Genomic DNA, 23,746 nt, shown 5'->3' on the forward strand with positions numbered 1-23,746 from the left:
GACTTCTCTGCAGAGATTACTCTGCAACTATGCGAAGGATCGACGCGCGGAGTCTGCGCGGGCTCGCCCACCCGCTCCGGATGCGCATCCTGGAGGCGATCGAGCTCGACGGACCGGCGACGTCCAGCACGCTGGCGGCGCGGCTCGGCGAGAACACCGGCACGATCAGCTGGCACCTCCGACTGCTCGCGGACCACGGGTACCTCGAGGAGGACCCCGACCGCGGTACGAAGCGCGAGCGCTGGTGGCGGCTCCCGCAGGGACCGACCGTGCTCGACCCGGCCGAGTTCCTCGACGACCCGGAGACTCGGCGCGCCCTCGACGTCTACCTGCGGGATCTCGTCGAGCGCTACTACGACCGTGTCCGCGCGTACGTCGACGAGGACTGGCCGGCGCAGTGGCAGCACGCGGCCGGACTCTCGGACTGGCGCGACCTCCGCCTGTCCCCCGAACAACTGCACAACCTCAACGAAGAGATCGCCGGCGTCATCAACCGCTACACCGACGCCGAGCCGGCGGACGGAGCCGAACGGGTGATCGTCCAGCTGCAGTCGTTCCCGCGCCGCTCATGAGCCTGCTGCGCACGCATCGCGACTTCAGACTGTTCTGGATCGGCGAGACGATCAATCGTTTCGGCAGTTCGGTCTCCGCGGTCGCGCTCCCGCTGGTTGCGATTTCGATGCTCGACGCAACAACTTTCGAGGTCGGTCTGCTGACCGCGGCGGCGTGGGCACCGTGGCTGCTGATCGGCCTGCCGACCGGCGCATGGATCGACCGGGTCCGTCGCCGTCCGGTGATGCTGGTGTCGTCGGCCGCCTCAGGCCTGCTGTTGCTGACCATCCCGCTGGCCGGAACTGTACTGACGATCGAGTTGCTGCTGGTGATCGCGGGACTCGTCGGTGCCGCCGCGGTCGTCTTCCAGACGGCGTACACCGCTTATCTCCCGACGCTTCTGGACCCGGCCGACCACGCCGAGGGGAACGCGAAGCTGCACGGAAGTGCCTCGGCCGCGCAGATCGCGGGACTCGGATGCGGCGGGCTGCTGGTCCAACTCGCCGGTGCGGCGAACGCGCTGATCGTCGACGCGGCGAGCTTCCTGATCGCCCTCGGCTGTCTCGCCGCGATCCGTTTCCGGGAACGCCGTACGACGAACCCCCGGCGGGCCGGCGCGATCCGGGAGGGCATCCGGCTCGTCGTCCACGACGTCTGGCTGCGGACGTTGACGATCTTCGGAGCCGTCTCGAACCTTGCGCTGATGGGATATCAGGCGATCGTCGTCGTCTTCCTGGTCCGCGAGGCCGGGCTCACCGCGGGCGCGGTCGGCACCCTGATCGCGGCGGCGTCGAGCGGCGGCGTCCTCGGAGCGATTGCCGGCCGGCAGACCATCCGATTCGGTACGGCGCGGGCGCTGCTGCTGTGCGAACTCGGACTGCCGACGCTGGCGTTGCTGATCCCGTTGAGCGACGCGAGCCCGTGGTTCTACCTGGCCGGCGCATTCGGAGTCAGCCTGGGCGTGGTCGGCGGCAACGTCGTGAAGGCGACCTTCCTGCAGTCGTACTGCCCACCGGATCTGTTCGGTCGCCTCACCGCGACCACCGCGTTCGTCAACTACGGGACGATCCCGCTCGGCGCGCTGCTCGGCGGGACACTCGGCCAGACGGTCGGCCTGACTCCGGCGCTCTGGATCACGACCGCCGGCGTACCGCTGGCCGGCCTGGTCCTCCTCGCGTCACCGATCAGCCGCTGCCGCGATCTGCCGACTCACCACGGCACCGGCGCGCCCGGAACCACAGCCGACTCCAGCCGGGTCCGCACAGCCTGACGCGCCTGCTCGTACGTCGCGTCGTCGTTGTGCAGGATCGACGCCAGATTCGCGGCCTCGTAGTACGCGTTCAGGTCGAACGCGAACTGCTTCGGGTCCCCCGCCAACTCCCCGCGCTCGACGGCCTCGCCGATCGTGGTCTCGATCAGGTCCATCCACTCGCGGTGCACGGCGGCGAGCATCTGCTGTACGGCGCCGTCGCGCCCGGAGTACTCGTGCGAGACCTTCTGGAAGAAGCAGCCGCCCGGGAACACGCGGCTCCGCGAATACTCGAGCCAGTGCCGGCTCAACGCCCACACCCGCCCGAGACCGGGCTCGACCTCGAACGCCGGGAGCACCACGTTGTCGGCATAGATCCGGCGCGCGGCGCGGATCGTCGACAACTGCAGCTCCTGCTTCGAGCCGAAATGCGCGAACAGCCCGCTCTTGCTGATCCCGAGCTCGGTCGCGAGCCGCCCGATCGACAGCCCCTCGAGCCCGTCCACCGACGCGATGTCCACCGACCGGCGCAGGACCGCGCGGCGGGTCTGATCACCGCGCACCAGCCGTCCGTCCACCTTCTCCACGAGTCCCGATCCTAGAGGCCGATTGACGCCACGTTCCTGACAAACTAATAATACGACCGTTCGTATAGTTTGCGGGAGGGGCGTCATGCAGAAGCAAGTAGTCGGTACCGGATTGCAGATCATCGGAAGGCTGTCACCGCGGCTTGCCGGACGGCTCGCGTTCGGGCTCTGGCGCCGGCCGCTCGCCCGCGGCCGGGTGCGCTCCGCGGAACAGGCCGTCCACGACGCTGCGCGGGCCGAAACCGTCGACGGCGTGGCCACGTACGCGTGGGGCGACGGCCGCCGGCCGGTCCTCCTCGTCCACGGCTGGCGCTCCCGAGCTTCGCGGTATGCCGGATTCGTGACCCGCCTGCTCGAGCTCGGGTACAGCCCGGTCTCGTACGACGCCCCCGCACACGGCGACTCCGAGGGCGACGTCGTGTCGATCCTCGGTCACCAGCGGATCATTCGCGCGCTCGAGGAGCGGCACGGCCCGTTCGAGGGCGTGATCGCGCATTCGCTCGGCGTACCGTTCGCGCTCTACGCGGTCCGCGAGGGCGTGGCGGCGAAGCGAATGGTGATGATCAGCGGGGTGGCCGACTTCGGGTACCTCGCCGACGCGTTCTGCGCCGAGCTCGGGCTGGGACCGAAGATCAACCGGGAGCTGCGGCGGTCGATCGAGCGCGGCTACTTCGACGGCGACGACCAGGTCTGGACGCGCTTCTCGGTCACCACCGGGGAGATCGAGCTGCTGGTGATCCACAACGACGAGGACGAGGTCGTGGATCCGGGGCAGGCGCGGGTGCTGCTGCGGAACTACGGTCCGCGGGCGCATTTCCTGCCGACCACCGGCCTCGGCCACCGCCGGATCCTCGCGGACCCGGCGGTGATCACCGAGGCGGTGGCGTTCCTACAAGACGCAGACGTCCCTTCAGATGTCCCTTCAGATATCCCTGAAGGTCTCGATCTGAGCGCCTAGCGAGTTCAGCCGGGCGGCGAGGTCCTCGTAGCCGCGGTTGATCACGTAGATGCTGCGCATCACCGAAGTACCCTTCGCGGCCAGCATCGCGATCAGTGTGACCACGGCCGGGCGGAGCGCCGGCGGGCACATGATCTCGGCGCCGGAGAAGTGCGTCGGCCCCTCGACCATCACCCGGTGCGGGTCGAGCAGCTTGACCCGGCCGCCGAGCTTGTTCAGGTCGGTCAGGTAGATCGCGCGGTTCTCGTACACCCAGTCGTGGATCAGCGTCTGCCCGGTCGCGGTCGCCGCGATCACCGCGAAGAACGGCAGGTTGTCGATGTTCAGGCCCGGGAACGGCATCGGGTGGATCTTGTCGATCGGCGCGTGCAGCTTCGACGGGCGGGTGGTCAGGTCGACCAGCCGGGTCCGGCCGTTCTCGGCCAGGTACTCCGCGCTGCGGTTGTAGTCGAGACCCATCTCCTCGAGCAGCGCGAGCTCGATCTCCAGGAACTCCACCGGCGCCCGGCGGATGGTGATCTCGGACTTGGTGACGATCGCCGCGGTGAGCAGGCTCATCGCCTCGATCGGGTCCTCGGACGGGGCATAGTCGACATCGACGTCGATATCCGCCTTGCCGTGCACGGTGAGCGTCGTCGTACCGATGCCGTCGATCTTCACGCCGAGCAGGTCGAGGTAGAAGCAGAGGTCCTGGACCATGTAGTTCGGGCTGGCGTTGCGGATCACGGTGACGCCGTCGAACCGGGCGGCGGCCATGATCGCGTTCTCGGTCACGGTGTCGCCGCGCTCGGTCAGCACGATCGGCTTGCCCGGCGCGATCGCCCGGTTCACCAGCGCGTGGTACTGCCCGCCGGTCGCCTTCACCTCGAGACCGAACGGGCGGAGCGCGGTCATGTGCGGCTCGACCGTCCGCGTACCGAGGTCGCAACCGCCGGCGTACGGGAGTTCGAAGGCGTCCTCGCGGTGCAGCAGCGGGCCGAGGAACATGATGATCGAGCGGGTCCGGCGAGCCGCCTCGGCGTCCATCGAGCCGAGGTCGAGCTGCGCCGGCGGCACGATCTCCAGGTCACCCGCGTCGTTCAGCCAGGTGGTCCGGACACCGATCGAGTTCAGGACCTCGAGTAGGCGGTTGACCTCTTCGATCCGCGCGACCTTGCGCAGCGTCGTACGGCCCTTGTTCAGCAGGCTCGCGCAGAGCAGCGCGACGCCGGCGTTCTTGCTCGACTTGACGTCGATGGCACCGGACAACCGGCGTCCACCGACGACGCGAAGGTGGACCGGGCCGCCGCCGAGAGAGACAATTTCGGAGTCGAGCGCCTCGCCGATCCGGGCGAGCATCTCGAGGGTGAGGTTCTGATGACCCTTCTCGATCCTGTTCACCGCACTCTGGCTGGTGTTCAGCACTTCCGCCAGCTGCGTCTGCGTCCAGCCGCGATGCTTACGGGCGTCCCGGATGAGGTTTCCGATCCGGCTCAGGTAGTCATCGGTCATGGGCCGGACCTTATCTCACATGTGAGATACCGCTGCACCGACCCGCCGGTGTCAGCGTAGCGAATGTCACGCAGCCGCCTCCGCCAGGGTCGCCCAGGACCCGTGTGACCTGGTGAAACACCCGCCGCCTACAGTTACTCCAACTCCCGCCGCCCTCCGGAGAGGACCCAGCAGATGCCCGATCAGAACTCCGCCGCGGTGGTCAACGAGTTCGAGGCGGAGTCGTGGCCGCTGGAAGCGGCTGCGGACAGCCTGCACCAGGTGATCGAGGGCTTCCACAACGGCGACACCCGGCCACTGGTGATCGGCGACGGCGACCAGCCGGTGCTCGTGGTGCTGGCGATCTCCGACCTGGCCGACTTCCGCGCCCGGATCGCCGAACTGCTCGGGAACCCGGTCGACGCCGGCTGGCTGCGGTATTACCTGCGGTCGAACTTCGACATGAGCTCGGAGCGGCTGGTCGAGCTGCTCGGAGTGGACGCCGACCACGGTCTGTCGTCGCTCGCGAGTCAGGTGAACGTCGAGCAGGCCGCGACGTTGATGCCCGACCACGTCCGCCGTACCGAGGCCGGCGGGAACCCGCTGATGCTGATCGGCGACGGCACGATGGCGACCGCCGCGCTGCTCGCGTTCCAGGCGTTCCAGGTACTGCTCGCGATGGAGAGCGAGGGGAAGACCGACGACGACTCGTGCGCGCACGACGACGAGGAGAAACCGACCACGCCGCTCGAGGTGCTCGCCGAGCGGATCGGTCCGGTGTCGACGCAGCTGGTCGCGCAGATCAACGCGGGCCGCGAGCCGGGCCTGCCACGGTACGAGCTGCATTTCGAGGACGACCTGATCGCACACCTCCGGGACCTCGAGACCCGCGCGCAGAAGACGCCGGGCGGCGGTGCGTACGACGAGTTGAACGGGCTGCTGCACCAGTTCGACCAGATGCGCAGCGGGCTGGTCGCGGCCGAGGTCGACGAGGAGCCGGACGAAGCGCCGTACCTGGAGGCGACGGATCTCCGGGCCGCGCTGCCGGACATCCGCGACGCGTTCCGCGACGGCGCCGACGACCCGTACCTGGTAGGTCTCGACGGTCGTCCGATCGCCGGACTGATCTCGTACGACCTCTACGAGGAGCTGCAGAAGGTCTCGGTCGAGCTGGACGGCACCGACGACGCCCCGGTCCTCCCCCTCCCCGCGCCGCGCTGGGAGAACGGCCCGCGACTGGTCTCCTTCGAGCTCGCGCTCGAGATGTGCGAGGCGGTCATCGAGGACCTCACCAACGGCGAGGCCTCGATGCTGTTCATCGCCGACGAGGACGAGGAACCAGAGCTCGTGCTGGCGCCACTCCAGTGGCTGTGGGCATACGTCGACCACCTCGACCTGGAAGGCGCCGAAGCCTGAACGACGCTCCGGCGCCGGTCGGCGGTATCAGCTGCTGAACGGGAAGAGGGACTGCCACTCGGCGAGGGTGGCGATCTCGTAGACGTCGGCCGGGGTGTACGGGTCCTTGGCGAGGATGTCGCGGAGCTCGGCCTCGTCGGCGACGTCGTAGACGAGCAGTGCGCCGGTCTGGTCGGCGAACGGTCCGGCGGCGACGAGCTTGCCCGCCTCCCGCAAGGACGCGAGGTACTCGCGGTGCGCCGGACGGACCTCCATCCGGCGGTCGGACTGGGTGACGTCGAAGCGCAACTGCACGACATATTGGGCCATGGCCAGAAGCCTACAACGGCCTTGGATACAAGGGGATTTGGTGCGGGAAAGGGAGTCACGAGCCGCCACAGCGGCTGGTTCAGGTCAGACCCGAAAGTCGACGAGTGATCTCCCTTCCCGCCCGGATATTCTCACCAGCTCACGCATCGCTACGCAAGGGGTTGGTTAAGGAAATTCCTACGGACAGTTGATTGAGGTAACGCTTCGTGATGGAACCCCCGGCGGCGTCGATCCGGGCGCCGATACAGTCGTACAGTCCGTCACGCCGGGGCGTTGTCAAGGCCCGATGACCCGAATACGACGACAGAAGTTCGAGGTACTCGGCCGTCGAGTAGTCCGCATCCCAGACGTACCTGCGGCACTCCACCGGCCCGAACACTCCCGCCGTCACGAGCCCGGCCGGATCCTCCGGTACATCGTCCACCGCAGGCAACCCACCCGCTGTGGCGTCGTCGGTAAACCGGTCGTAACAGTCCTGGACCTCGGCGAAGAACTGGTCGGAACCACCGGCCACGTGATGCGTCGACACGACCGCCAGCGCCCCGCCCGGCCGCAGCATCCGGGCGCAACGCTCGATCCGCGTCGCCGGGTCGAGCCAGTGAAAGGCAGTCGCGGACACGACCAGACCGAAGCCCGCCGCCGGCGGCTCCCAGGTGTCGAAGTCCGCGACGACAACCTCGACAGCTGGAAGCCTCCGCTGCAGGACCCGCGCGAGATCCGGACTGAGCTCGACCGCGGTGACCGACCACCCGCGCGCGACCATCGCGGCCGTCGCCTGGCCGGTCCCCGGGCCGATCTCGAGGACCTTCAGATCGTCCCCGACGATCCCGGCCAGGTCGTCGAACAGCTCGTCCGGGTACGTCGGCCGGACGCGGTCGTACAGCTCCGCGTCCTCGCCGAAGGTCTGCCGCAGTCGCTCCCTGGTCACGCCCCGCAGGCTAGCGGACCTGCAGCACTCATCAACGTCGCCGACCGGCCCGAATCCGATGCCGGCTGAGCGTGCGGCGCCTCCCCGACGCGCAGTTGATGAGTGCTGCGGATCCGCACCCGTCCGTCAGTCCAGCGCGGCGCGGCCGGCCTCGAGGCGGGCGACCGGGACCCGGAACGGCGAGCAGGACACGTAGTCGAGTCCGACCTCGTGGAAGAAGTGGATGCTGTCCGGGTCACCACCGTGTTCGCCGCAGACGCCGACCTTGAGGTCCGGCTTGGTCGCCCGCCCGCGCTCCACACCGGTGCGGACAAGCGCGCCGACGCCCTCGCGGTCGATCGACTCGAACGGCGACACCGCGAAGATCCCCTTCTCCAGGTACCGCGAGAAGAACGCGCCCTCGACGTCGTCCCGGCTGAAGCCCCACGTGGTCTGCGTCAGGTCGTTCGTGCCGAACGAGAAGAAGTCGGCCGCCTCGGCGATCTGGTCCGCGATCACCGCGGCCCGCGGCAGTTCGATCATCGTGCCGATCGGGATCTCCTGCTGGACGCCGACCTCCGCGAGCACCCGTTCCACCTCGTCGCGCGCCAGGTGCAGTTCCTGGACGGCGCCGACCAGGGGAATCATGATCTCCGGCCGCGGGTCCTTGCCCTGGGCCCGCAATTCCACGGCCGCCGACGCAATCGCCCGTACCTGCATCGCGAACAGTCCGGGGATCACCAGCCCGAGCCGTACGCCGCGCAGCCCGAGCATCGGGTTCTGCTCGTGCAACCGCTCGACCGCCGCGAGCAGCGCCGCCTCGTGCCCCGGGTCCTCGCCACGTTCGCGCGCGACGGCGACCTTCACCGCGAGCTCCTCCATCGACGGCAGGAACTCGTGCAGCGGCGGGTCGATCAGCCGGATCGTCACCGGCAGCCCGTCCTTCGCGGCCAGCAGTTCGAGGAAGTCACCGCGCTGCAGCGGCTCCAGCTCGGCCAGCGCCGCCTCGCGGTCGGTGTCGTTGTCCGCGAGGATCAACCGCTCGACGGACTCCCGCCGCTCCCCCAGGAACATGTGCTCGGTCCGGCACAGCCCGATCCCCTCGGCCCCGAACCGCCGCGCCCGCGCCGCGTCCTCCGCGGTATCCGCATTGGTCCGTACGCCGAGCCGCCGTACCTCGTCGGCATGCGTGATCAGGCGGTGCACCGACGCGACGAGCTCGTCCCCCGCGTCGGGAGCGAGCGAACCCTCGAAGTACCGCACGACCGGCGACGGGACGACCGGGACCTCGCCGCGGAACACCTCGCCGGTGGTGCCGTCGATCGAGATCAGCTCGCCGGCCTCGAGCACCGTGCCCTTCACCGTGATGGTGCCCTGGGCAACGTTCACGTCGAGTTCCTCGGCGCCGCAGACACAGGTCTTGCCCATGCCGCGCGCGACCACGGCCGCATGCGAGGTCTTGCCGCCGCGGCTGGTCAGGATGCCCTGCGCCGCGATCATGCCGTGCAGGTCGTCCGGGTTCGTCTCCTTGCGGACCAGGATCACCTGCTCGCCCCGCTCGGCCGCCTCGACCGCGGCCGCCGACGTGAACACGACCTTGCCCGACGCCGCCCCCGGCGACGCGCCGATAGCCTTGGTGATCAGGTCCGTCGACGCGTCCGCGTCGAACCGCGGGAACATCAACTGCGCGAGCTGCGCACCCTTCACCCGCTTCAACGCCTCGTCGGTGCCGATCACGCCTTCGTCGATCAGGCTGGTCGCGATCCGGAACGCCGCCGCCGCGGTCCGCTTGCCCACCCGCGTCTGAAGCATCCACAGCTTGCCGCGCTCGACCGTGAACTCGATGTCGCACAGGTCGCGGTAGTGCCCCTCGAGCGTGGCCATGATGTTCATCAGGTCGTCGTACGACGTCTTGTCGATCTGCTCGAGGTCGGCCAGCGGGACCGTGTTGCGGATCCCCGCGACGACGTCCTCGCCCTGCGCGTTCTGCAGGTAGTCGCCGTACACGCCGGGCTGGCCGGTCGACGGGTCGCGGGTGAACGCGACGCCGGTGCCGGAGTCCATGCCGAGGTTGCCGAACACCATCGAGCAGATGTTGACCGCCGTACCGAGGTCGGCCGGGATCCGCTCCTGGCGGCGGTAGAGGACCGCGCGGTCGGCGTTCCAGGACCGGAACACGGCCTCGGTCGCGAGGTCCATCTGGGTCCGCGGATCCTGCGGGAACTCGCGACCGGTGTGGTCGAGAACAGCCTGCTTGAACGTCCTGACAAGACCCTTCAGGTCGTCGGCGTCCAGGTCGAGGTCGTTGCGGGTGCCCTTGGCCTGCTTGGCGTTCTCGATCGCGTCCTCGAAGACGTCACCGTCCATGCCGAGCACGGTCTTGCCGAACATCTGGATCAGCCGGCGGTACGCGTCCCAGGCGAACCGCGGGTTCCCCGACTGGTGCACCAGCCCGTTCACCGAGTCGTCGTTGAGGCCGACGTTCAGCACCGTCTCCATCATCCCGGGCATCGACACGGCCGCGCCCGAACGCACCGAGACGAGCAGCGGATCGTCGGCCTGGCCGAGCTTCTTGCCCATCTTCTGCTGCAACAGCGCGACATGATGATCGATCTCGTCGGCGAGGTCCGTCGGCACCGCCCCGGTCGCCAGGTACGCGCGGCAGGCGTCGGCGGTGATCGTGAAGCCGGGTGGGACCGGCAGGCCGAGGTTGGTCATCTCGGCCAGGTTCGCCCCCTTCCCGCCGAGCAGCTGCTTCATGTCCTTGTTGCCTTCGGCGAAGTCGTAGACGAGTTTCGGCACGGTCACTCCCTGGGTTTCAGGTGGCGGCTGTCTTGCATTTGCACGCGGGACGGTGACCCGCTGGCCCATCGACTTCGGCGGCGGGGGCGTAATTTCAGAGTAAGCCCAGAAACCAGTCCAGTTGAACACTGGTCTCACCATGCCGACGTGACCCTGCCCACAGGTCGAAGGCCGGAAAACCCTTCCCCCATTGACAACGCGAGACAATCGCCACGCTGAACCACAATTCGCAAACCACCCACTCCAAGGCGTTTCCGCCAAGCCTCCTGTCCCCCGAAAACACCCCCTCCACCCCGCACAACAAGCCCCGCCCCGCCCTCCGAACGCCGCGCCACCGACACCGCCGACGAGCCCGCACAGCCCCGCTCGCGGGGCTTCAGACAAGAACTGGTGAGTCCGGACCTGCTATTACCTGTCCAAGGTCCCGACTCCAGGTCCCAGGTCTCAGCCACCGGCGCCCAAGTCGCGTCGAGGACCCGGCGACGAGCGCCCGCGGAGCTGCAACAGGCGAGTGCGGATACCAAACAGCACACGGACAGCTCGCGGACCTTCAGACAAGAACTGGTGAGTGCGGACCTGCTATTACCTGTCCAAGGTCCCGACTCCAGGTCACAGGTCCCAGCCGCCGGCGCCCAAGTCGCGTCGAGGACCCGGCGACGAGCGCCCGCGGAGCTGCAACAGGCGAGTGCGGATACCAAACAGCACACGGACAGCTCGCGGCACTTGAGACAAGAACTGGTGAGTGCGGACCTGTTATTACCTGTCCGAGGTCCCGACTCCAGGTCCCAGGTCCCGGCGACCGGCGACCGGCGACCGGCGACCAAGTCGCGTCGAGGACCCGGCGAGGAGCGCCCGCGGAGCTGCAACAGGCGAGTGCGGACACCCAACGCGCTGTGGCCTGCTCGGTAGCACCCGGTCACCACATGGTCTGCCCAACGCATCCTTCAGGCACACCGGACAGCTCGCGGAGCTTGAGACAGGAAGTGGTGAGTGCGGACCTGTTATTACCTGTCCGAGGTCCTGACTCCAGGTCCCAGGTCCCAGCCACCGGCGACCGGCGACCAAGTCGCGTCGAGGACCCGGCGACGAGTGCCCGCGGAGCTGCGACAGGCGAGTGCGGATACCCAACGCGCTGTGGCCTGCTCGGTGGTACCCGGTCACCACATGGTCTGCCCAACGCATCCTTCAGGCACGCCGGACAGCTCGCGGGACTTGAGACAGGAAGTGGTGAGTGCGGACCTGTTATTACCTGTGGGAGGTCCCCGTTGGGGGTCTCAGCATCCGGTGTGTGGCGGCCAAGGGCGGCGGGCGGTGAGGGTGGGGCTTGCTTGGGCGGGGGCAACCCGCGCCACATGCCCACCCGACCAACCCTCGCCACATGCCCACCCGACCGACCCTCGCCACAACTCGCTGCGCGTGATCACGGGACCGGCCCTCACCACAACCCGCGGCGCGTGATCACGGGACCGGCTCTCGTTGGAGTTTGCGGCGCGTGATCACGGGCCGGCTTGCGTTAGAGCTTGCGGCGGGTTCTTAGGTAGTCGCCGACGACGGCGGCGCCTAGGCCGTCGGCGTCGGGGGCCAGGACTCGGCCGCTGCTGCGGCGGGCCAGGAGGTCGACGAAGGCGTTCAGCCGCGGGTCGTCGCCCAAGCGGAAGACGGTCAGTGAGGCGCCGAGCTTGGCGAGCCGGTCGACCTCGAAGATCGTCTTGCGGAGGGTGGCGGGCTCTGGCGGATAGGAGAACTCGGCGGTTCCGTCGGGCTCCAGGTGCGCGGTCGGTTCGCCGTCCGTGACCATCAGGACGACCGGCTGCGCGTCCGGGTGGCGGCGGAGATGGCGGCCGGCGAGCAGCAGCGCGTGGTGCGCGTTGGTGCCCTGTTCCCAGGTGCCTTCCATGCCGATCAGCTGCGGTAGCTCGACAACTCCGGCGTACCGGCCGAAGGTGATGAGCTGGAGGGCGTCGTTGCGGTAGCGGGTCGAGATGAGTTGGTGCAGTGCGAGCGCCGTCCGCTTCATCGGGAGCCAGCGGCCCTCCTGGACCATCGACCACGACGTGTCGACGAGCAGCGCCACCGCGGCGCGCGCCCGGTGCTCGGTCTCGGCGATCTCCACGTCCGCGACGTCGAGCCGGACTCCGCCACCGCCGCGATGCGCGGTCCGCAGTACGGCGTTCCGCACCGTCCGCGGCACGTCCCACGGCTGGGTGTCGCCGAACTCCCACGGACGCGACGAGCCACTCAACTCACCGGCCGCACCCGCGTTCGCCGCATCCCGCTCACCGGAACCCCGGGCGGTCCGCAGTACGTCGGCCAACGCGGTCTGACCGAGTTGGCGAAGGGCCTTCGGCGACAGCTGCAACGAACCGTCCGGCGCCCGCTCGATCAGCCCCTGATCACGTAGCTGCCGTTCCAGCTCGCTCAACCGCCGCGCATCGACCGTTGCCTCGTCCCCCAATTGCCGGGTGAGCGCATCGAGATCGATGTCCTCCAGTCGGGCACCCGGATACGACTGCGCCAACTGCTCGGCGAGTGCGTCCAACTCGGCCAGATCCGACATCGCCCGCGCACCGTCGGCGAGTCCGAGCGGATCGTCACCACTCATCTGCTCCGACCCGTACCAGTCCTCCCCCGGCCGCAGGCCCTGCAACTGGGCATCCAGCTGTGCCAACTGCTGCGCGAGTTGCGGACTGCCGAACGCCTGCTGCGACAGCTCCATCAACTCGGCCCGCTGCTCGGGTGTCATCGAGTTCAGCATCCGTTGCGCGGCGGCTGCCCGCTGCGCGAGTACGTCGATCAGCTCATCGACGTTCTGTGGATTCTCCGGGAAGAACTCTCCGTGCGCGGCCATGAACTCGTCGAACAGCTGCGGTACGTCGGGACGTCCTTGCGCATGCGCCGCGAGCAACGCGTTGAGGTCCGTGAGCATCTCGTTGATCCGCTCGACGTCCTCCGGCGTGGTCTGCTGCAACGCCTCCTTCATGCCCTCGAACCGGGACCCGAGCAGCTCACGCCCGAGCAGCTCTCGGATCTCCTCGTACTTCGCCCGCGCCTCGGACGACTCCCACTGGTAGTTGGCGAGCTCGCGGACCGCTGCCGCCGTACCGGACGGGAGCGCGTCGAGCTCGGCCTCCTTGAAGCGGGCGTCGTCGGACGGGTTCGGGAAGAGCTCGCGCCGCTCGGCCGCCAGCGCCTCGTCGAGCAGCCGCTGGACGTCCTGCAACGTGCCGTCGAGGTTGTGCCGCCGCTGGATCTCGCGGCGGCGCTCCCACAGCCGGCGGGTCAGGTCGTCCAGGCCCTGGGTGTTCCGGGTCCCGCGCCGGAGCATCTCCTCCAGCGCGGACCGCGGCGACGACCCGTTCATCACGTCCCGGCCGATCTCGTCCAGTGCGTCCCGCAGGTCCACCGGTGGCTGCAACGGATCCGGCCCGTCGTGCCACGGCCCGTACGACCAGCCTTCAGGGATTGACGACATGGTCAGGCTCCGTAGACCGTCGTGTCGTCGTCGGCGTCCTTCGCGACCCGTTTGGACAGGTAGAGCATCTCCAGGGCGAGTTCGACGGCGGCCGCGATCCGGCCCGGCGAGTCGTCGGCGTCGACGCCGGCCCGAGCAGCGACGTCGTGCAGTACCGGCAGCTCGGGCAGCGCCGACAGCACCTCGCGACCGGGTACCCGCTCGCCGGTCGTCACGAGGTTGCCGTCGGCAACAGCGTGGGCCAGCGGGCTGAGGTCCAGACCGGCGAACCGTTCGCGCGCCGTGTCGGCCACCGAGCGACGCAGCAGGTACTCGAGCAGTTCGATCTCACGCCCCTCTTCACCGGGCTCGAACTCGAGCTTGCCGCGCAGTACGGCGGGCACCGCCTCGAGGTCGACCGGCCGCGCCACCGCCGGCTCCTCGCCGGTGATCGCGGACCGGCGCAGCGCGGCGGCGGCGATCGTCTCGGCCGCGGCGACCGCGAACCGGGCGGAGACACCCGACCGCTGGTCGATCGACGTCGACTCGCGCAGGTGCCGGACGAACCGGGCCAGCACCTCCAGCAACGGCTCGCCGACCTCGGCGGTGAACTCGGCCTCCTGCCGGATCACGTCGACCTCGGCGTCGATGTCGAGCGGGTAGTGGGTCCGGACCTCGGCGCCGAAGCGGTCCTTCAGCGGGGTGATGATCCGGCCGCGGTTGGTGTAGTCCTCCGGGTTGGCCGTTGCCACCAGCAACACGTCGAGCGGCAACCGCAGCGTGTAGCCGCGGACCTGGATGTCGCGCTCTTCCATCACGTTCAGCAACGCGACCTGGATGCGCTCGGCGAGGTCCGGCAGTTCGTTGATCGCGACGATGCCGCGGTGCGCCCGCGGGACGAGTCCGAAGTGGATGGTCTCGGGGTCGCCGAGACTGCGGCCCTCGGCGACCTTCACCGGGTCCACGTCGCCGATCAGGTCACCGACCGAGGTGTCGGGGGTCGCGAGCTTCTCGGCGTACCGCAACGAGCGGTGCAGCCAGGCGACCGGAAGCTCGTCCCCGAGCTCGGCGGCGCGGCGGCGCGAGGCCGGCGTGATCGGGTCGAGCGGGTGCTCGGGCAGCTCGGCGCCCTCGATCACCGGGGTCCACTCGTCGAGCAGACCGACCAGGGTGCGCAGCAGCCGGGTCTTGCCCTGGCCACGCTCACCGAGCAGTACGACGTCGTGCCCCGCGAGCAGGGCACGTTCGAGTTGCGGGATCACCGTCCGGGTGAAACCGACGATGCCCGGCCACGGGTCGCGCCCGGCACGGAGCTCTTTCAGCAGGTTGTCGCGAATTTCGGCCTTGATCGACCGGGGGAGGTATCCGGCGGCCCGGAGGTCACCGGCTTGACGAGGAAGATCAGCAGGTGCACTAGTCACCCTGACGACGTTAGCTCGGCCACCCCAACTCGCACCTCTGATATCTCAGATTCACCTCCTCGGAGTGAACCGTCCCGACGTGAACAGGTGCGAAGTCCGGAAGGTCAGCGGCACCCACGGATGCTCCGGGGAATACCGGGTGACGAAATGGTCGCCGTCCGCGGGTTCGGCCGGCCGCAGCTCGGACTCGTGCCCCGGTTCCTCGGCGAAGGCCAGCCGGTCCCCCGTCGCCTGCTCCACCAGGACCAGGCGGTCGTCCCGCCGTACGACGTCGAGGCGCACGCTCGTCCGTTCGTAGCGGCCGACGTGCCGGTCGTCGATCGGTGCGTCGATCGGCTGCGGCGGCGCCGGGTGACCGACGCCCACGTAGTGCTGGAAGACCTCGCTCGCCAGCGGCTCGAACAGACGGGTGCCGTTCCCGGAGTTCGTCAGCAGGCACATGATCAACCGGGCATCGGGATCGACCCGGAGGAACGCGAGCTGCGAGATCGTCGAGCCGTCGTGACCGAAGATCCGGCGGCCGTCCCAGTCGTAGATCCGCCAGGTCAGGCCCAGGTCGACGAACCCGCCGATCCCGCCGGCGGACGGGACCTGCGGCTCCTGCATCGCGGCGTACCGGTCGTCGGTCAGATGCATCCGGGCGAACTCGAGGAGATCGCCCGCACTCGCCGTGATCGTTCCGGCGGGTCCGATACTGCGCGGTAGCTGCCAGGTTTTCACCGGTGCGCCATCCGCCGCGACGTGACCGCGCGCGGCGCGGAACAGGATCGCTTCCTCGGGCAGCGTGACGGTGTGGGTGAGCCCGAGCGGTTCGACCAGGCGGGCTTTCAGGGACTCGTCCCAGGTCCGGCCGTCGAGTACCTCGATCAGCCGGCCGAGCAGCACGAATCCGGCGTTGCAATAGGAGTACGCCGTACCCGGTGCGAACAACTGGTCGACGCCGGTGAGCAGAGCGACGTACCGCTGCAGGCAGTCGTCGCCGCGGCCGGTGTCGGCGAACAGGTCGCCGTCGATCCCGCTGGTGTGCGTGAGCAGCTGACGGACCGTGATCCGGTCGTCGACAGGTGCCTCAGGCAACAGTTTGACCACCGGGTCGTCGAGCCGCAGCCGGCCCTCGGCGGCGAGCTGGACGATCATCGTCGCCGTCCACGGTTTGCTGATCGAGCCGATCTGGAACAGCGAGTCGGCAGTCGTCTCGACGCCAGTCGCGGTGTTCAGGACGCCGTACGGCGTGATCGTCGTCTCGCCGTCGTGCCAGACCCCGAGCACCGCGCCAGGGACCTCGGCCGCCACCGCCAAGTCGTTCAACCGCGCAGACCAGTCAGACCACTCACCCATGCGCCAAACCTACTTCGTGAACTCCTCCAACAGCACCCGGATGTCCTTCCAGGCAGCGGCTTCGTCGAGGCCCTGCTCGAGCAGGATCTTGGTCGCGACCCCGGCCGAGTCGCGGAAGAACGCCAGCAGCAGGTGCTCGGTGCCGACGTAGTTGTGCCCGAGGGTGAGCGCCTCGCCGACCGCACCTTGGAGGACATGCGCGGCACGCCGGGTGTACGGCGGGTTCTCGGCGTCGAGGTCCTTCGGTGCCGCCGCCGGATCGCCGGCCGGACTCTGCTCGTCGACGGCGCGCAGCGCCGACTCCTCGGTGATGCCGTGCTTGACCAGCACCTTCGTGGCGACGCTCTCCGGCTCCTTGTACAGACCGAGCAGGAGATGTTCGGTGCCGACGAAGCCGTGGTGGCGCGCGCGGGCGATGTCGGCCGCGGCCTGTACGACGACGCGAGCACGCCGCGTGTAGCGCTCGAAGGCCGGGCGGGCGGTCCAGGAGTCGGCGAAGCGCTTGTGCGCCGCCTGCTTGCTGACGCCGAGGACGCTGCTGATCTCGACCCACGACTTCCCCGCGCCGCGGGCCCGGTCGACGAAGAACCCGAGGGCGGCGTCGCCAGTGCTGGTCAGTTGACTGATCGTCGCCGCGGCGGTGGCGAGCTGCTCCAGCTCGTCGTCGCTGCCGGCGTCGGCCTTGATGGTGGTGATGAGCTGCTGTAGATCCGGTCCAGGAGTCATGCGTCAACCGTAGGTTGACGACGGGTCATCGTCAACCCTGGGTTGACAGATCGGGGAGATAGCCTGCTGCGCGTGCAGCCGCTCGGAGATGTGATCAAGCCTGGATTGAAGGTGCTGTTCTGCGGGATCAATCCGGGATTGATGTCGGCGGCGACCGGGGCACCACTTCGCCCGGCCCGGCAACCGGTTCTGGCCGGCCTTGCAGCTCAGCGGGTTCACGCCGCGACAGCTGCGGCCGGACGAGCAGCGGGAGTTGCTGGACTACGGACTGGGAATCACGAACGTGGTCGATCGACCGTCGGCGAAGGCGGCCGAATTGACCCGGGCGGAGCTCGTGGCGGGCGGCGAGAACCTGGTGCGGAAGGTCCTCGAATACGAGCCCGAGTGGCTGGCGGTACTCGGCGTCACGGCATACCGGGATGCCTTCACCGAACGTACGGCGGCAGTGGGCAAGCAGGACCGGACGATCGGCACGACCCGGGTGTGGGTGCTGCCGAATCCGAGCGGTCTGAATGCCCACTACACATTGCCGAAGCTCGGTGAGGCGTTCGCGGAGCTCCAGCGGGTCAGTTGAGCGCCTTACGCAGCGCCGAGATCGCGAGTTCGATCGCGGCGTTCGCGGCGTGGGTGTCGCGGAGCGCGTCCAGCATCACGAAGTCGTGGATGATCGCGGCGAACCGCACCGCGGTCGTCGGCACACCGGCCTCGATCAGCTTCGCGGCGTACGCCTCGCCCTCGTCACGCAGTACGTCGGCCTGCCCCGTGATGACCAGCGCCGGCGGCAGACCCTGGAGCTGCTCGGTCGTGGCGCGCAGCGGTGACGCGGTGATCTGGTTCCGCTCGTTCTCGTCGGTGGTGTATTGGTCCCAGAACCACTTCATCCCGTCGAGCTGCAGGAAATACCCCTCGGCGAACTCCCGGTACGACGCCGTGTCGAAGGACGCGTCCGTGACCGGGTAGAACAGCACCTGCTGGACGAACTTCACGTCGCCACGCTCCTTCGCGAGCAGCGTCACGGCGGCCGTCATGTTCCCGCCGACGGAGTCGCCGGCGATCGCGAGCCGCTCCGCGTCCAGACCATGGTCCTTGCCCGAGGCAATGATCCAGCGGGCGACCGCGTAGTTCTGCTCGAGCGCGTGCGGGTACCGCACCTCCGGCGAGAGGTCGTACTCCGGGAACACCACCGCGGCGCCGGCGCCGACCGCCAGCTCACGCACCAGCCGGTCGTGCGTGTGCGCGTTGCCGAACACCCACCCCGCGCCGTGGATGTAGAGGATCACCGGGAGTACGCCGGTGGCGCCCTGCGGCTTCACGATCCGGGCCTTGGTGCCGTCCGCGGCGGTCACCCACTCCTCGTCGACCGGCAGCTTCGGGTAGTCGGTGGTCTGCACCTCGTCGACGGCCTTGCGGCCCTCCTCCGGGGTCAGCTGGAACAGGAACGGCGGCTTGGCGGTCGCGTCGGCGAAGGCCTGCGCGGCGGGTTCGAGCACGGTCATCGGAATCACCTTCCGGGTCGCATCGGATCGGAGAACGGGCGTTCTCCGGATGTCGGGTACTCTAGAGAACGGTGGTTCTCCGCGCAAGCCGGCTGCGGTAGGGTGGCGCGGGTCACTTGGGAGGTGGGAGATGGCGCTGGACACGATGACGGCGCAGCAGCAGGTGCTCGACGCGGCCGACGCGCTGTTCTACGAGCGCGGCGTGCAGGCGGTCGGCATGGACGCGATCCGGGCGGCGTCCGGCGTGTCACTCAAGCGGCTGTACCAGCTCTTCACGTCCAAGGACGAGCTGATCGAGGCGTACCTGGACCGCCGCGAGATCCTCTGGCAGACGATGCTCGGCGACCACGTCGACGCGCAGACCGACCCGCGGCGCCGGATCCTCGCGGTCTTCGACTTCCTCTACTCCTGGTCCAGCCAGCGGGACTACCGGGGCTGCGCGTTCATCAACGCGTTCGGCGAGCTCGGCGCCGTGTCGCCGCGGGTCGCCGAGATGGCATCGCGGCACAAGGAAGGCTTCCGGCAGGTCCTCAGCCGGCTCGCCCGGGAGGCGGGTGCGGAGGACCCTGACCGGCTCGCCGACCACCTGATCCTGCTCAGCGAGGGCGCGATCACCCGCGCCGCGATCTCCGGCTCGGCGGACCCGGCGCTGCGGGCCCGGGAGGCCGCCACGCTGATCCTGGACGCGTCGCTGAAGAACTGACACCGATCGTTCGGCAGGATGGGCGCATGCGTCTGCCCGACCTGCTGCGTTCGATCGACGGCCTCTCGTACGGACAGCGCGTCCGCCTGCTCGCCGACCAGGCGCCAGAGCTCGCCGGACTGCTCGACGAGCTCGGCCGCGGCACCACCTTCGAACGCGTCCTCGGGCTCCAGATCGCCGAGGTCACGCGCGATCCGGCGTACGTCACCCGGATGCTGCGCGACCCCGACGCGGCCGTCCGGTCCCGCGCCCTCGCGGCCGTGGGGCGTGGGGTGCCGGTCACGGACGACGACCTGCGGATCCTGTACGACGACGCGCCGGCGACCCTGCGTTCGCGACTCGTCTCCTTGGTACGCCGGCAGCGGCGCGAGCATCTCGCCGTACGGCTGATCGACGAGCACCGCGCGCGATGGGGTGATGTCGCGGCGACCGGGCTGCTCGACGCGACGGACCACGCGACCGTGGCGCGGCTACTGCCCGAGCTGGCGTACTGCGTGTCGCCGAGCGGCTGGCGCGGACTCGCGAAGCATCACCCAGAGGTGGTGCTGGCGTTCGCGCGGGAGTCGTTGCCGGCCGATGACGAGTGGTGGCAGGGCGTCGGTCATGGGGTCACCGCGATGCTCGGCCACGACCCGGATGCGGTGCTCACGCTGATCAAGCAGGCGGTCCCGGCGCACGATCTGCCGGTCGCCGTACTCGACATCCTGGGGCCGCTGACCGATCGCGACCCGGGCGGCGTACTGGAACTGTTGCTCGCTCCCGACCGGCGCGGCGTGGTGCAGAAGGCGTTGACGCCGGCGCTCCGGCGTCGGCTGCACCGGTACTCCGACGACGAACTGATCGCACTCGGGCGGATCGTCTGGCCGGATCTCGCCGGACTGCTCCACGCGGTGGCGCCGGCGCGGCGGGCACGGATCTTCGCGGGCGTGACGACGGGCGTCGATCTGGGTCAGGCGCGGCTCGGTCACGCGTTGCTCGACGTACTGCCGCATGCTGTGCGCTTCGAGCAGACGCGCCGGATGCTTGCGCTGCCGGCGGTTCGGGAGGACGCGGCGTTGCGGCGCGGCATCGCCGGACACCTGCCGTACGACGAGGCATTCGCGGTGCTCGAACCGGACGCGGGCGACCCGGACGCGAGTGTTCGTACGGCGGTCCATCAGGCGATCGTCCGTTCGGCCGGGTCGGAGCGGCGCCCGGAGCAGGTTGCCCAGGCTGTGCGATGGGCCGCGGAGCGGGTTCGGAACGAGCAGGATCCGGTCCGTCTCAACGTCGTCAACGCGGTCGCGCGGCTGTCACCGACGCTGCTGACGAGTGATCTGGTGGCACCACTCGAGACCTTGCTCGACGATGCGCTGACCGCACGCGACACGTCCTGGTCGACACGGCGTGCTCTGGGCCGGCTCGCCGGACGCGCGGTCGTAGAAGGTGCTCTGAGCAACCGTCCTGGGGTGCTGGAGTGGGGTCTGCAGGCGCACGCGCGGCTCGCGGAGAACGTCGGGAGCCTCACGCTGGACGGACTCGTCGACAACCTCCCGCGGGGACGCGAGGCCGAGGTGTACGACGTCCTGCGGCCGGCGATCGAGGCGGCGGCGAAGCGGAACGAGTTCGGGCTGGCGCTCGCGGTGGCGGAGGCGTTCGGCCGGCGGGCATGGGGATTGGAACCGCTGCACGAAGTGCTCGAGCAGGCGGTCTGGTCGAACCAGGAGCACACCGTCCAGTCGGCCTGCCGGTACTGGCTGGACGCGCCCGCGACGCGCCGCGAACGGGTCGAACAGATCATCACGCGCGATGTCCGGATGGCGCGGTGGCATCCGGTCTGGTGGCTGGTCACCGAGTTGCGCACCGACCTGCTCGATCCGGTGTTCGCCGCGGCCGACCAGATCCGGCGGTTCGACCGGAACAGCCCGTCGTGGGAGGTGCCGAGCTACGCGCTGCGGCTGTGGCTGCCGCGCCAGCAGGCCCGGTATGCCGAGCTGCTGGTCGGCGTGGCCCGCGACGAGGAGATGCCGGACTGGTACCGGGCGTTCGCGGTGAAGACGCTCGGGCGGGTGCCGGGGGCGGGCCGACCCGCGCTGGACGAGTTCCTGGCGAGTGACGACGTACTGCTGCAGGAGGCTGCGCTGGCGGCGCTGGCGTGGACCGAGCGGCCGGATCTGGCGATGCCGTTGCTGCTCGCGCATGCGGGCGACGATCGGGCGCGGGTCGCCGTGTACGCCGCGGCGCGGGCGGCTCGGTTCGTTCGGCCGAGTTTGTTGCCGGGGCTGCTACAGCCGGTGCTCGCTCGTGAGGGCGTGAAGGTCACGTCGCGGAAGCAGGCGGTGCGGATGCTCGGCGAGCTGCGGGCTCCGGGCGCGGGCGCCGTACTGACCGAGACGTGGGCGGGTGCGCATCGGGACGTGCGGGCGGCGATTGCCCGGACGGTGTCGCAGTACCTGTTGTACGACGGCGCGGCGTGGGCTGTGTTGGAGCAGGCGGTGCACGATTCGCCGGCGACCGCGCTGGCGTTGACGGGGCGGCGAGCGTACGACGTACCGCTGGGGTATCGATCGCGGTACGCCGATCTGTTGATCGCGGTGACGACGCGGAGCGAGCCCGAGGTGGTGGGGCCGGCGTTGCTGGCGTTGCCCGGGTGGGCTCGGCACAATCCTGCCGCCGCACAGGTCTGCGCGGACTTCATCAGCGACTTGTCTCTGCGCAGCCGGATTTGGCGGGACGCGATCACCGCACTCGTCACCATTGCCGCGTCCCGTCCGCCGACGACCCCGGCGGGTTGGTCCGAGCTGGTCGAGGCTGTGCGTCTTCTGGTCCGTCTGGAAGCCGACCCGCTCCTTCCGAACGCCACCCCGGACCGCGACCACCCCGCCCGCCAGCGTCTGACCCAGCTGATCTCCGAGGTGACTGCTCAGTTCGGTGGCCGTTCGGCCGAGGACCGTCAGCTGCTGACCGAGGTCGCCGGCGAGCTGACCGCCGCGGAGTTCCTCGACCTCCGCCTGGAACTCCTGGTCCTGGCGTCCGTCGATCCCCTTGACCTGCGGGATTTGGTAGCCGACGACCCACTGGCCGCCACAACAGCAGCTGGTTTGCTGGCCGCCCGTCTCACCGCGACCCACGCCTCGTGGACACCCGACGATCTCTTCCCCGCCGCCGAGTCCCTGGCCAACTCCCCCGACCCGTCCGCAGCCCTCCTGGCCCACACCCTCGTCACCACCGCCGCCCCGCGCACCGGCTGGTCCCCCGAGTGGCGCACCCTACTAATTGCCCTCCGCAACCACCCCCACGCCCACATCCGCCGCTTGTCGCTGAACCTGACAACGGCTCAGGAATAGGCTCAGTCAGCCGATTTCTTCGCTTCCGCCTCGCGGGCGCGTTTGCGGCGTTTGCCTTCGTGCATCGCGGCGACTCGGGCGACCGGAATCGCGCGACCTTCCTCGAGCACGTCCGCGGGGACGGCCTGCGGCGCCGGCAACTGATCCGCCCACGGATCGCCGGAACCGAGGAGTTGAGCAGCATTGCGTACGGTGAAGTCGCGCGGGCTGACGTTCTCCAACTCGTCCCAGCCCACCGGGAACGAGACCGTCGTACCAGGCCGGACCCGCGGACTGTACGCCGCCACGACCGTCGCCCCACCACTGCGCGTGGAGTCGACGAACACCTTCCCGTGCCGGTCCTCCTTGATGTACGCCGTGGTCGCGACCGCCGGATCGATCTTCTCCGCCCGCGCCGCGATCGCCCGCGTCGCGGCCGCCGCGTCCTCGATCGACACCGTGTCGTCGATCGGCACGATCACGTGGACGCCCTTCGCGCCACTCGTCTTCACCGCGCCGGCCAGACCGGAGTCGCTCAGCGCCTGACGCACGAGCAACGCGGCCTGCACCGCCATCGCGAACGTCTGGCCCTCCGGCGGGTCGAGGTCGAGCACGAGATGCGTGACCCGATCCCACCGGTCGGCGCGCATCAGCGTCGGGTGGTACTCGACCGCGCGCTGGTTCGCGAACCACAGCAGCGTCCGCCGGTCGTTGCACAAGGCGTACGAGACCTGCCGCTTGGACGCCTCAGCCCAGACCTGCACGGTCTTCACCCAGTCCGGGGTGTATTTCGGAACGTTCTTCTGCATGAACTTCGGCTGCCCTGGCCGGATCCGCACCACCGAGAGCGGCCGGTCCCGCAATTCGGGAATCATCCGCTCGTGCACGGCGTCCAGGTAGTCGACCAGATCCCGCTTGGTCGCCTCAGCCCCGTCGAACAACGGCTGATCCAGGTTGGTCAGATCAACCCCGTCCCGCGTCTCATCCGGCTTGCTCGCCATCCCCCGAGAGTAGCCGCTGGCGGGTTGTTTGACCGCTGGCGCGATACAACCCGCC

Annotated in this window: 18 protein-coding genes; 7 read left to right on the top strand and 11 right to left on the bottom strand. The window is 69.3% G+C overall.

The window, feature by feature from the left end:
- The first annotated feature begins 29 nt into the window (after window positions 1–29).
- The gene (locus ACFYRH_RS36620) at window positions 30–572 is read left to right on the top strand and encodes a helix-turn-helix domain-containing protein (protein ID WP_387784720.1); all 543 of its coding nucleotides are present in this window, start codon (window positions 30–32) and stop codon (window positions 570–572) included.
- Window positions 569–1,822, top strand: a complete 1,254-nt coding sequence (locus tag ACFYRH_RS36625) for an MFS transporter (protein WP_387784721.1) — start codon at window positions 569–571, stop codon at window positions 1,820–1,822. Before ACFYRH_RS36620 ends, ACFYRH_RS36625 begins: the two co-directional genes overlap by 4 nt.
- On the opposite strand, the gene ACFYRH_RS36630 is transcribed toward ACFYRH_RS36625, so the two are convergent.
- The gene (locus tag ACFYRH_RS36630; protein ID WP_387784722.1) at window positions 1,762–2,388 is read right to left on the bottom strand and encodes a TetR/AcrR family transcriptional regulator; all 627 of its coding nucleotides are present in this window, start codon (window positions 2,386–2,388) and stop codon (window positions 1,762–1,764) included. The genes ACFYRH_RS36625 and ACFYRH_RS36630 overlap by 61 nt on opposite strands.
- Before the next feature lie 85 nt (window positions 2,389–2,473).
- On the opposite strand from ACFYRH_RS36630, the gene ACFYRH_RS36635 reads away from it, so the two are divergent.
- On the top strand, window positions 2,474–3,346 hold the full coding sequence (locus tag ACFYRH_RS36635; protein ID WP_387784723.1) for an alpha/beta hydrolase: 873 nt from the start codon (window positions 2,474–2,476) through the stop codon (window positions 3,344–3,346).
- Here the strand turns inward: ACFYRH_RS36635 and ACFYRH_RS36640 are convergent.
- Window positions 3,311–4,837, bottom strand: coding sequence for a helix-turn-helix domain-containing protein (locus ACFYRH_RS36640; protein WP_387784724.1), 1,527 nt, complete (start codon window positions 4,835–4,837; stop codon window positions 3,311–3,313). The two genes, ACFYRH_RS36635 and ACFYRH_RS36640, sit on opposite strands and share 36 nt — an antisense overlap.
- Window positions 4,838–5,011: 174 nt before the next feature.
- On the opposite strand from ACFYRH_RS36640, the gene ACFYRH_RS36645 reads away from it, so the two are divergent.
- Window positions 5,012–6,232, top strand: coding sequence for a hypothetical protein (locus ACFYRH_RS36645; RefSeq protein ID WP_387784725.1), 1,221 nt, complete (start codon window positions 5,012–5,014; stop codon window positions 6,230–6,232).
- 27 nt (window positions 6,233–6,259) lie between these two features.
- Here the strand turns inward: ACFYRH_RS36645 and ACFYRH_RS36650 are convergent, their stop codons facing one another.
- The 7 genes from ACFYRH_RS36650 to ACFYRH_RS36680 form a co-directional block, all read right to left on the bottom strand.
- A complete protein-coding gene (locus tag ACFYRH_RS36650; protein WP_387784727.1) occupies window positions 6,260–6,541 on the bottom strand; it encodes a YciI family protein in 282 nt (93 codons plus the stop codon).
- 139 nt (window positions 6,542–6,680) lie between these two features.
- A complete protein-coding gene (locus ACFYRH_RS36655) occupies window positions 6,681–7,469 on the bottom strand; it encodes a class I SAM-dependent methyltransferase (protein ID WP_387784728.1) in 789 nt (262 codons plus the stop codon).
- A gap of 126 nt (window positions 7,470–7,595) precedes the next feature.
- Window positions 7,596–10,250 (bottom strand): pyruvate, phosphate dikinase, encoded by a 2,655-nt coding sequence (gene ppdK, locus ACFYRH_RS36660; RefSeq protein ID WP_387784730.1) that lies wholly within the window; start codon window positions 10,248–10,250, stop codon window positions 7,596–7,598.
- Between the two features lie 1,513 nt (window positions 10,251–11,763).
- The gene (locus tag ACFYRH_RS36665) at window positions 11,764–13,722 is read right to left on the bottom strand and encodes a VWA domain-containing protein (RefSeq protein ID WP_387784732.1); all 1,959 of its coding nucleotides are present in this window, start codon (window positions 13,720–13,722) and stop codon (window positions 11,764–11,766) included.
- A 2-nt stretch (window positions 13,723–13,724) separates the two neighbouring features.
- On the bottom strand, window positions 13,725–15,122 hold the full coding sequence (locus ACFYRH_RS36670; RefSeq protein ID WP_387784734.1) for an ATP-binding protein: 1,398 nt from the start codon (window positions 15,120–15,122) through the stop codon (window positions 13,725–13,727).
- Between the two features lie 51 nt (window positions 15,123–15,173).
- Window positions 15,174–16,460, bottom strand: a complete 1,287-nt coding sequence (locus tag ACFYRH_RS36675; RefSeq protein ID WP_387784736.1) for a serine hydrolase domain-containing protein — start codon at window positions 16,458–16,460, stop codon at window positions 15,174–15,176.
- 9 nt (window positions 16,461–16,469) lie between these two features.
- Window positions 16,470–17,186, bottom strand: a complete 717-nt coding sequence (locus ACFYRH_RS36680; protein WP_387784738.1) for a Clp protease N-terminal domain-containing protein — start codon at window positions 17,184–17,186, stop codon at window positions 16,470–16,472.
- A 199-nt stretch (window positions 17,187–17,385) separates the two neighbouring features.
- On the opposite strand from ACFYRH_RS36680, the gene ACFYRH_RS36685 reads away from it, so the two are divergent.
- Complete coding sequence (locus tag ACFYRH_RS36685) at window positions 17,386–17,760, top strand: mismatch-specific DNA-glycosylase (protein ID WP_387784740.1); 375 nt, start codon at window positions 17,386–17,388, stop codon at window positions 17,758–17,760.
- On the opposite strand, the gene ACFYRH_RS36690 is transcribed toward ACFYRH_RS36685, so the two are convergent.
- The gene (locus tag ACFYRH_RS36690; RefSeq protein ID WP_387784742.1) at window positions 17,753–18,682 is read right to left on the bottom strand and encodes an alpha/beta hydrolase; all 930 of its coding nucleotides are present in this window, start codon (window positions 18,680–18,682) and stop codon (window positions 17,753–17,755) included. The two genes, ACFYRH_RS36685 and ACFYRH_RS36690, sit on opposite strands and share 8 nt — an antisense overlap.
- A 130-nt stretch (window positions 18,683–18,812) precedes the next feature.
- On the opposite strand from ACFYRH_RS36690, the gene ACFYRH_RS36695 reads away from it, so the two are divergent.
- Both ACFYRH_RS36695 and ACFYRH_RS36700 read left to right on the top strand, forming a co-directional pair.
- Complete coding sequence (locus tag ACFYRH_RS36695; protein ID WP_387784743.1) at window positions 18,813–19,385, top strand: TetR/AcrR family transcriptional regulator; 573 nt, start codon at window positions 18,813–18,815, stop codon at window positions 19,383–19,385.
- 26 nt (window positions 19,386–19,411) lie between these two features.
- A complete protein-coding gene (locus tag ACFYRH_RS36700) occupies window positions 19,412–22,711 on the top strand; it encodes a hypothetical protein (protein ID WP_387784745.1) in 3,300 nt (1,099 codons plus the stop codon).
- A gap of 2 nt (window positions 22,712–22,713) precedes the next feature.
- Here the strand turns inward: ACFYRH_RS36700 and ligD are convergent, their stop codons facing one another.
- Window positions 22,714–23,691: a non-homologous end-joining DNA ligase gene (gene ligD, locus ACFYRH_RS36705; protein WP_387784746.1), complete on the bottom strand. Its 978-nt coding sequence runs from the start codon at window positions 23,689–23,691 to the stop codon at window positions 22,714–22,716.
- Between the last annotated feature and the right edge of the window lie 55 nt (window positions 23,692–23,746).

This window comes from Kribbella sp. NPDC004875, from assembly GCF_042873375.1.
Taxonomy (GTDB): domain Bacteria; phylum Actinomycetota; class Actinomycetes; order Propionibacteriales; family Kribbellaceae; genus Kribbella.

Excerpts from the sequence above, each read along its gene's own strand:
- ACFYRH_RS36695 (WP_387784743.1), top strand. The coding sequence starts at position 18,813 with ATGGCGCTGGACACGATGACGGCGCAGCAGCAGGTGCTCGACGCGGCC.
- ligD (WP_387784746.1), bottom strand. The coding sequence starts at position 23,691 with ATGGCGAGCAAGCCGGATGAGACGCGGGACGGGGTTGATCTGACCAAC.
- ACFYRH_RS36640 (WP_387784724.1), bottom strand. The coding sequence starts at position 4,837 with ATGACCGATGACTACCTGAGCCGGATCGGAAACCTCATCCGGGACGCC.
- ACFYRH_RS36620 (WP_387784720.1), top strand. The coding sequence starts at position 30 with ATGCGAAGGATCGACGCGCGGAGTCTGCGCGGGCTCGCCCACCCGCTC.
- ACFYRH_RS36645 (WP_387784725.1), top strand. The coding sequence starts at position 5,012 with ATGCCCGATCAGAACTCCGCCGCGGTGGTCAACGAGTTCGAGGCGGAG.
- ACFYRH_RS36650 (WP_387784727.1), bottom strand. The coding sequence starts at position 6,541 with ATGGCCCAATATGTCGTGCAGTTGCGCTTCGACGTCACCCAGTCCGAC.
- ACFYRH_RS36680 (WP_387784738.1), bottom strand. The coding sequence starts at position 17,186 with ATGACTCCTGGACCGGATCTACAGCAGCTCATCACCACCATCAAGGCC.
- ACFYRH_RS36625 (WP_387784721.1), top strand. The coding sequence starts at position 569 with ATGAGCCTGCTGCGCACGCATCGCGACTTCAGACTGTTCTGGATCGGC.
- ACFYRH_RS36700 (WP_387784745.1), top strand. The coding sequence starts at position 19,412 with ATGCGTCTGCCCGACCTGCTGCGTTCGATCGACGGCCTCTCGTACGGA.
- ACFYRH_RS36690 (WP_387784742.1), bottom strand. The coding sequence starts at position 18,682 with ATGACCGTGCTCGAACCCGCCGCGCAGGCCTTCGCCGACGCGACCGCC.
- ACFYRH_RS36635 (WP_387784723.1), top strand. The coding sequence starts at position 2,474 with ATGCAGAAGCAAGTAGTCGGTACCGGATTGCAGATCATCGGAAGGCTG.
- ACFYRH_RS36665 (WP_387784732.1), bottom strand. The coding sequence starts at position 13,722 with ATGTCGTCAATCCCTGAAGGCTGGTCGTACGGGCCGTGGCACGACGGG.
- ACFYRH_RS36675 (WP_387784736.1), bottom strand. The coding sequence starts at position 16,460 with ATGGGTGAGTGGTCTGACTGGTCTGCGCGGTTGAACGACTTGGCGGTG.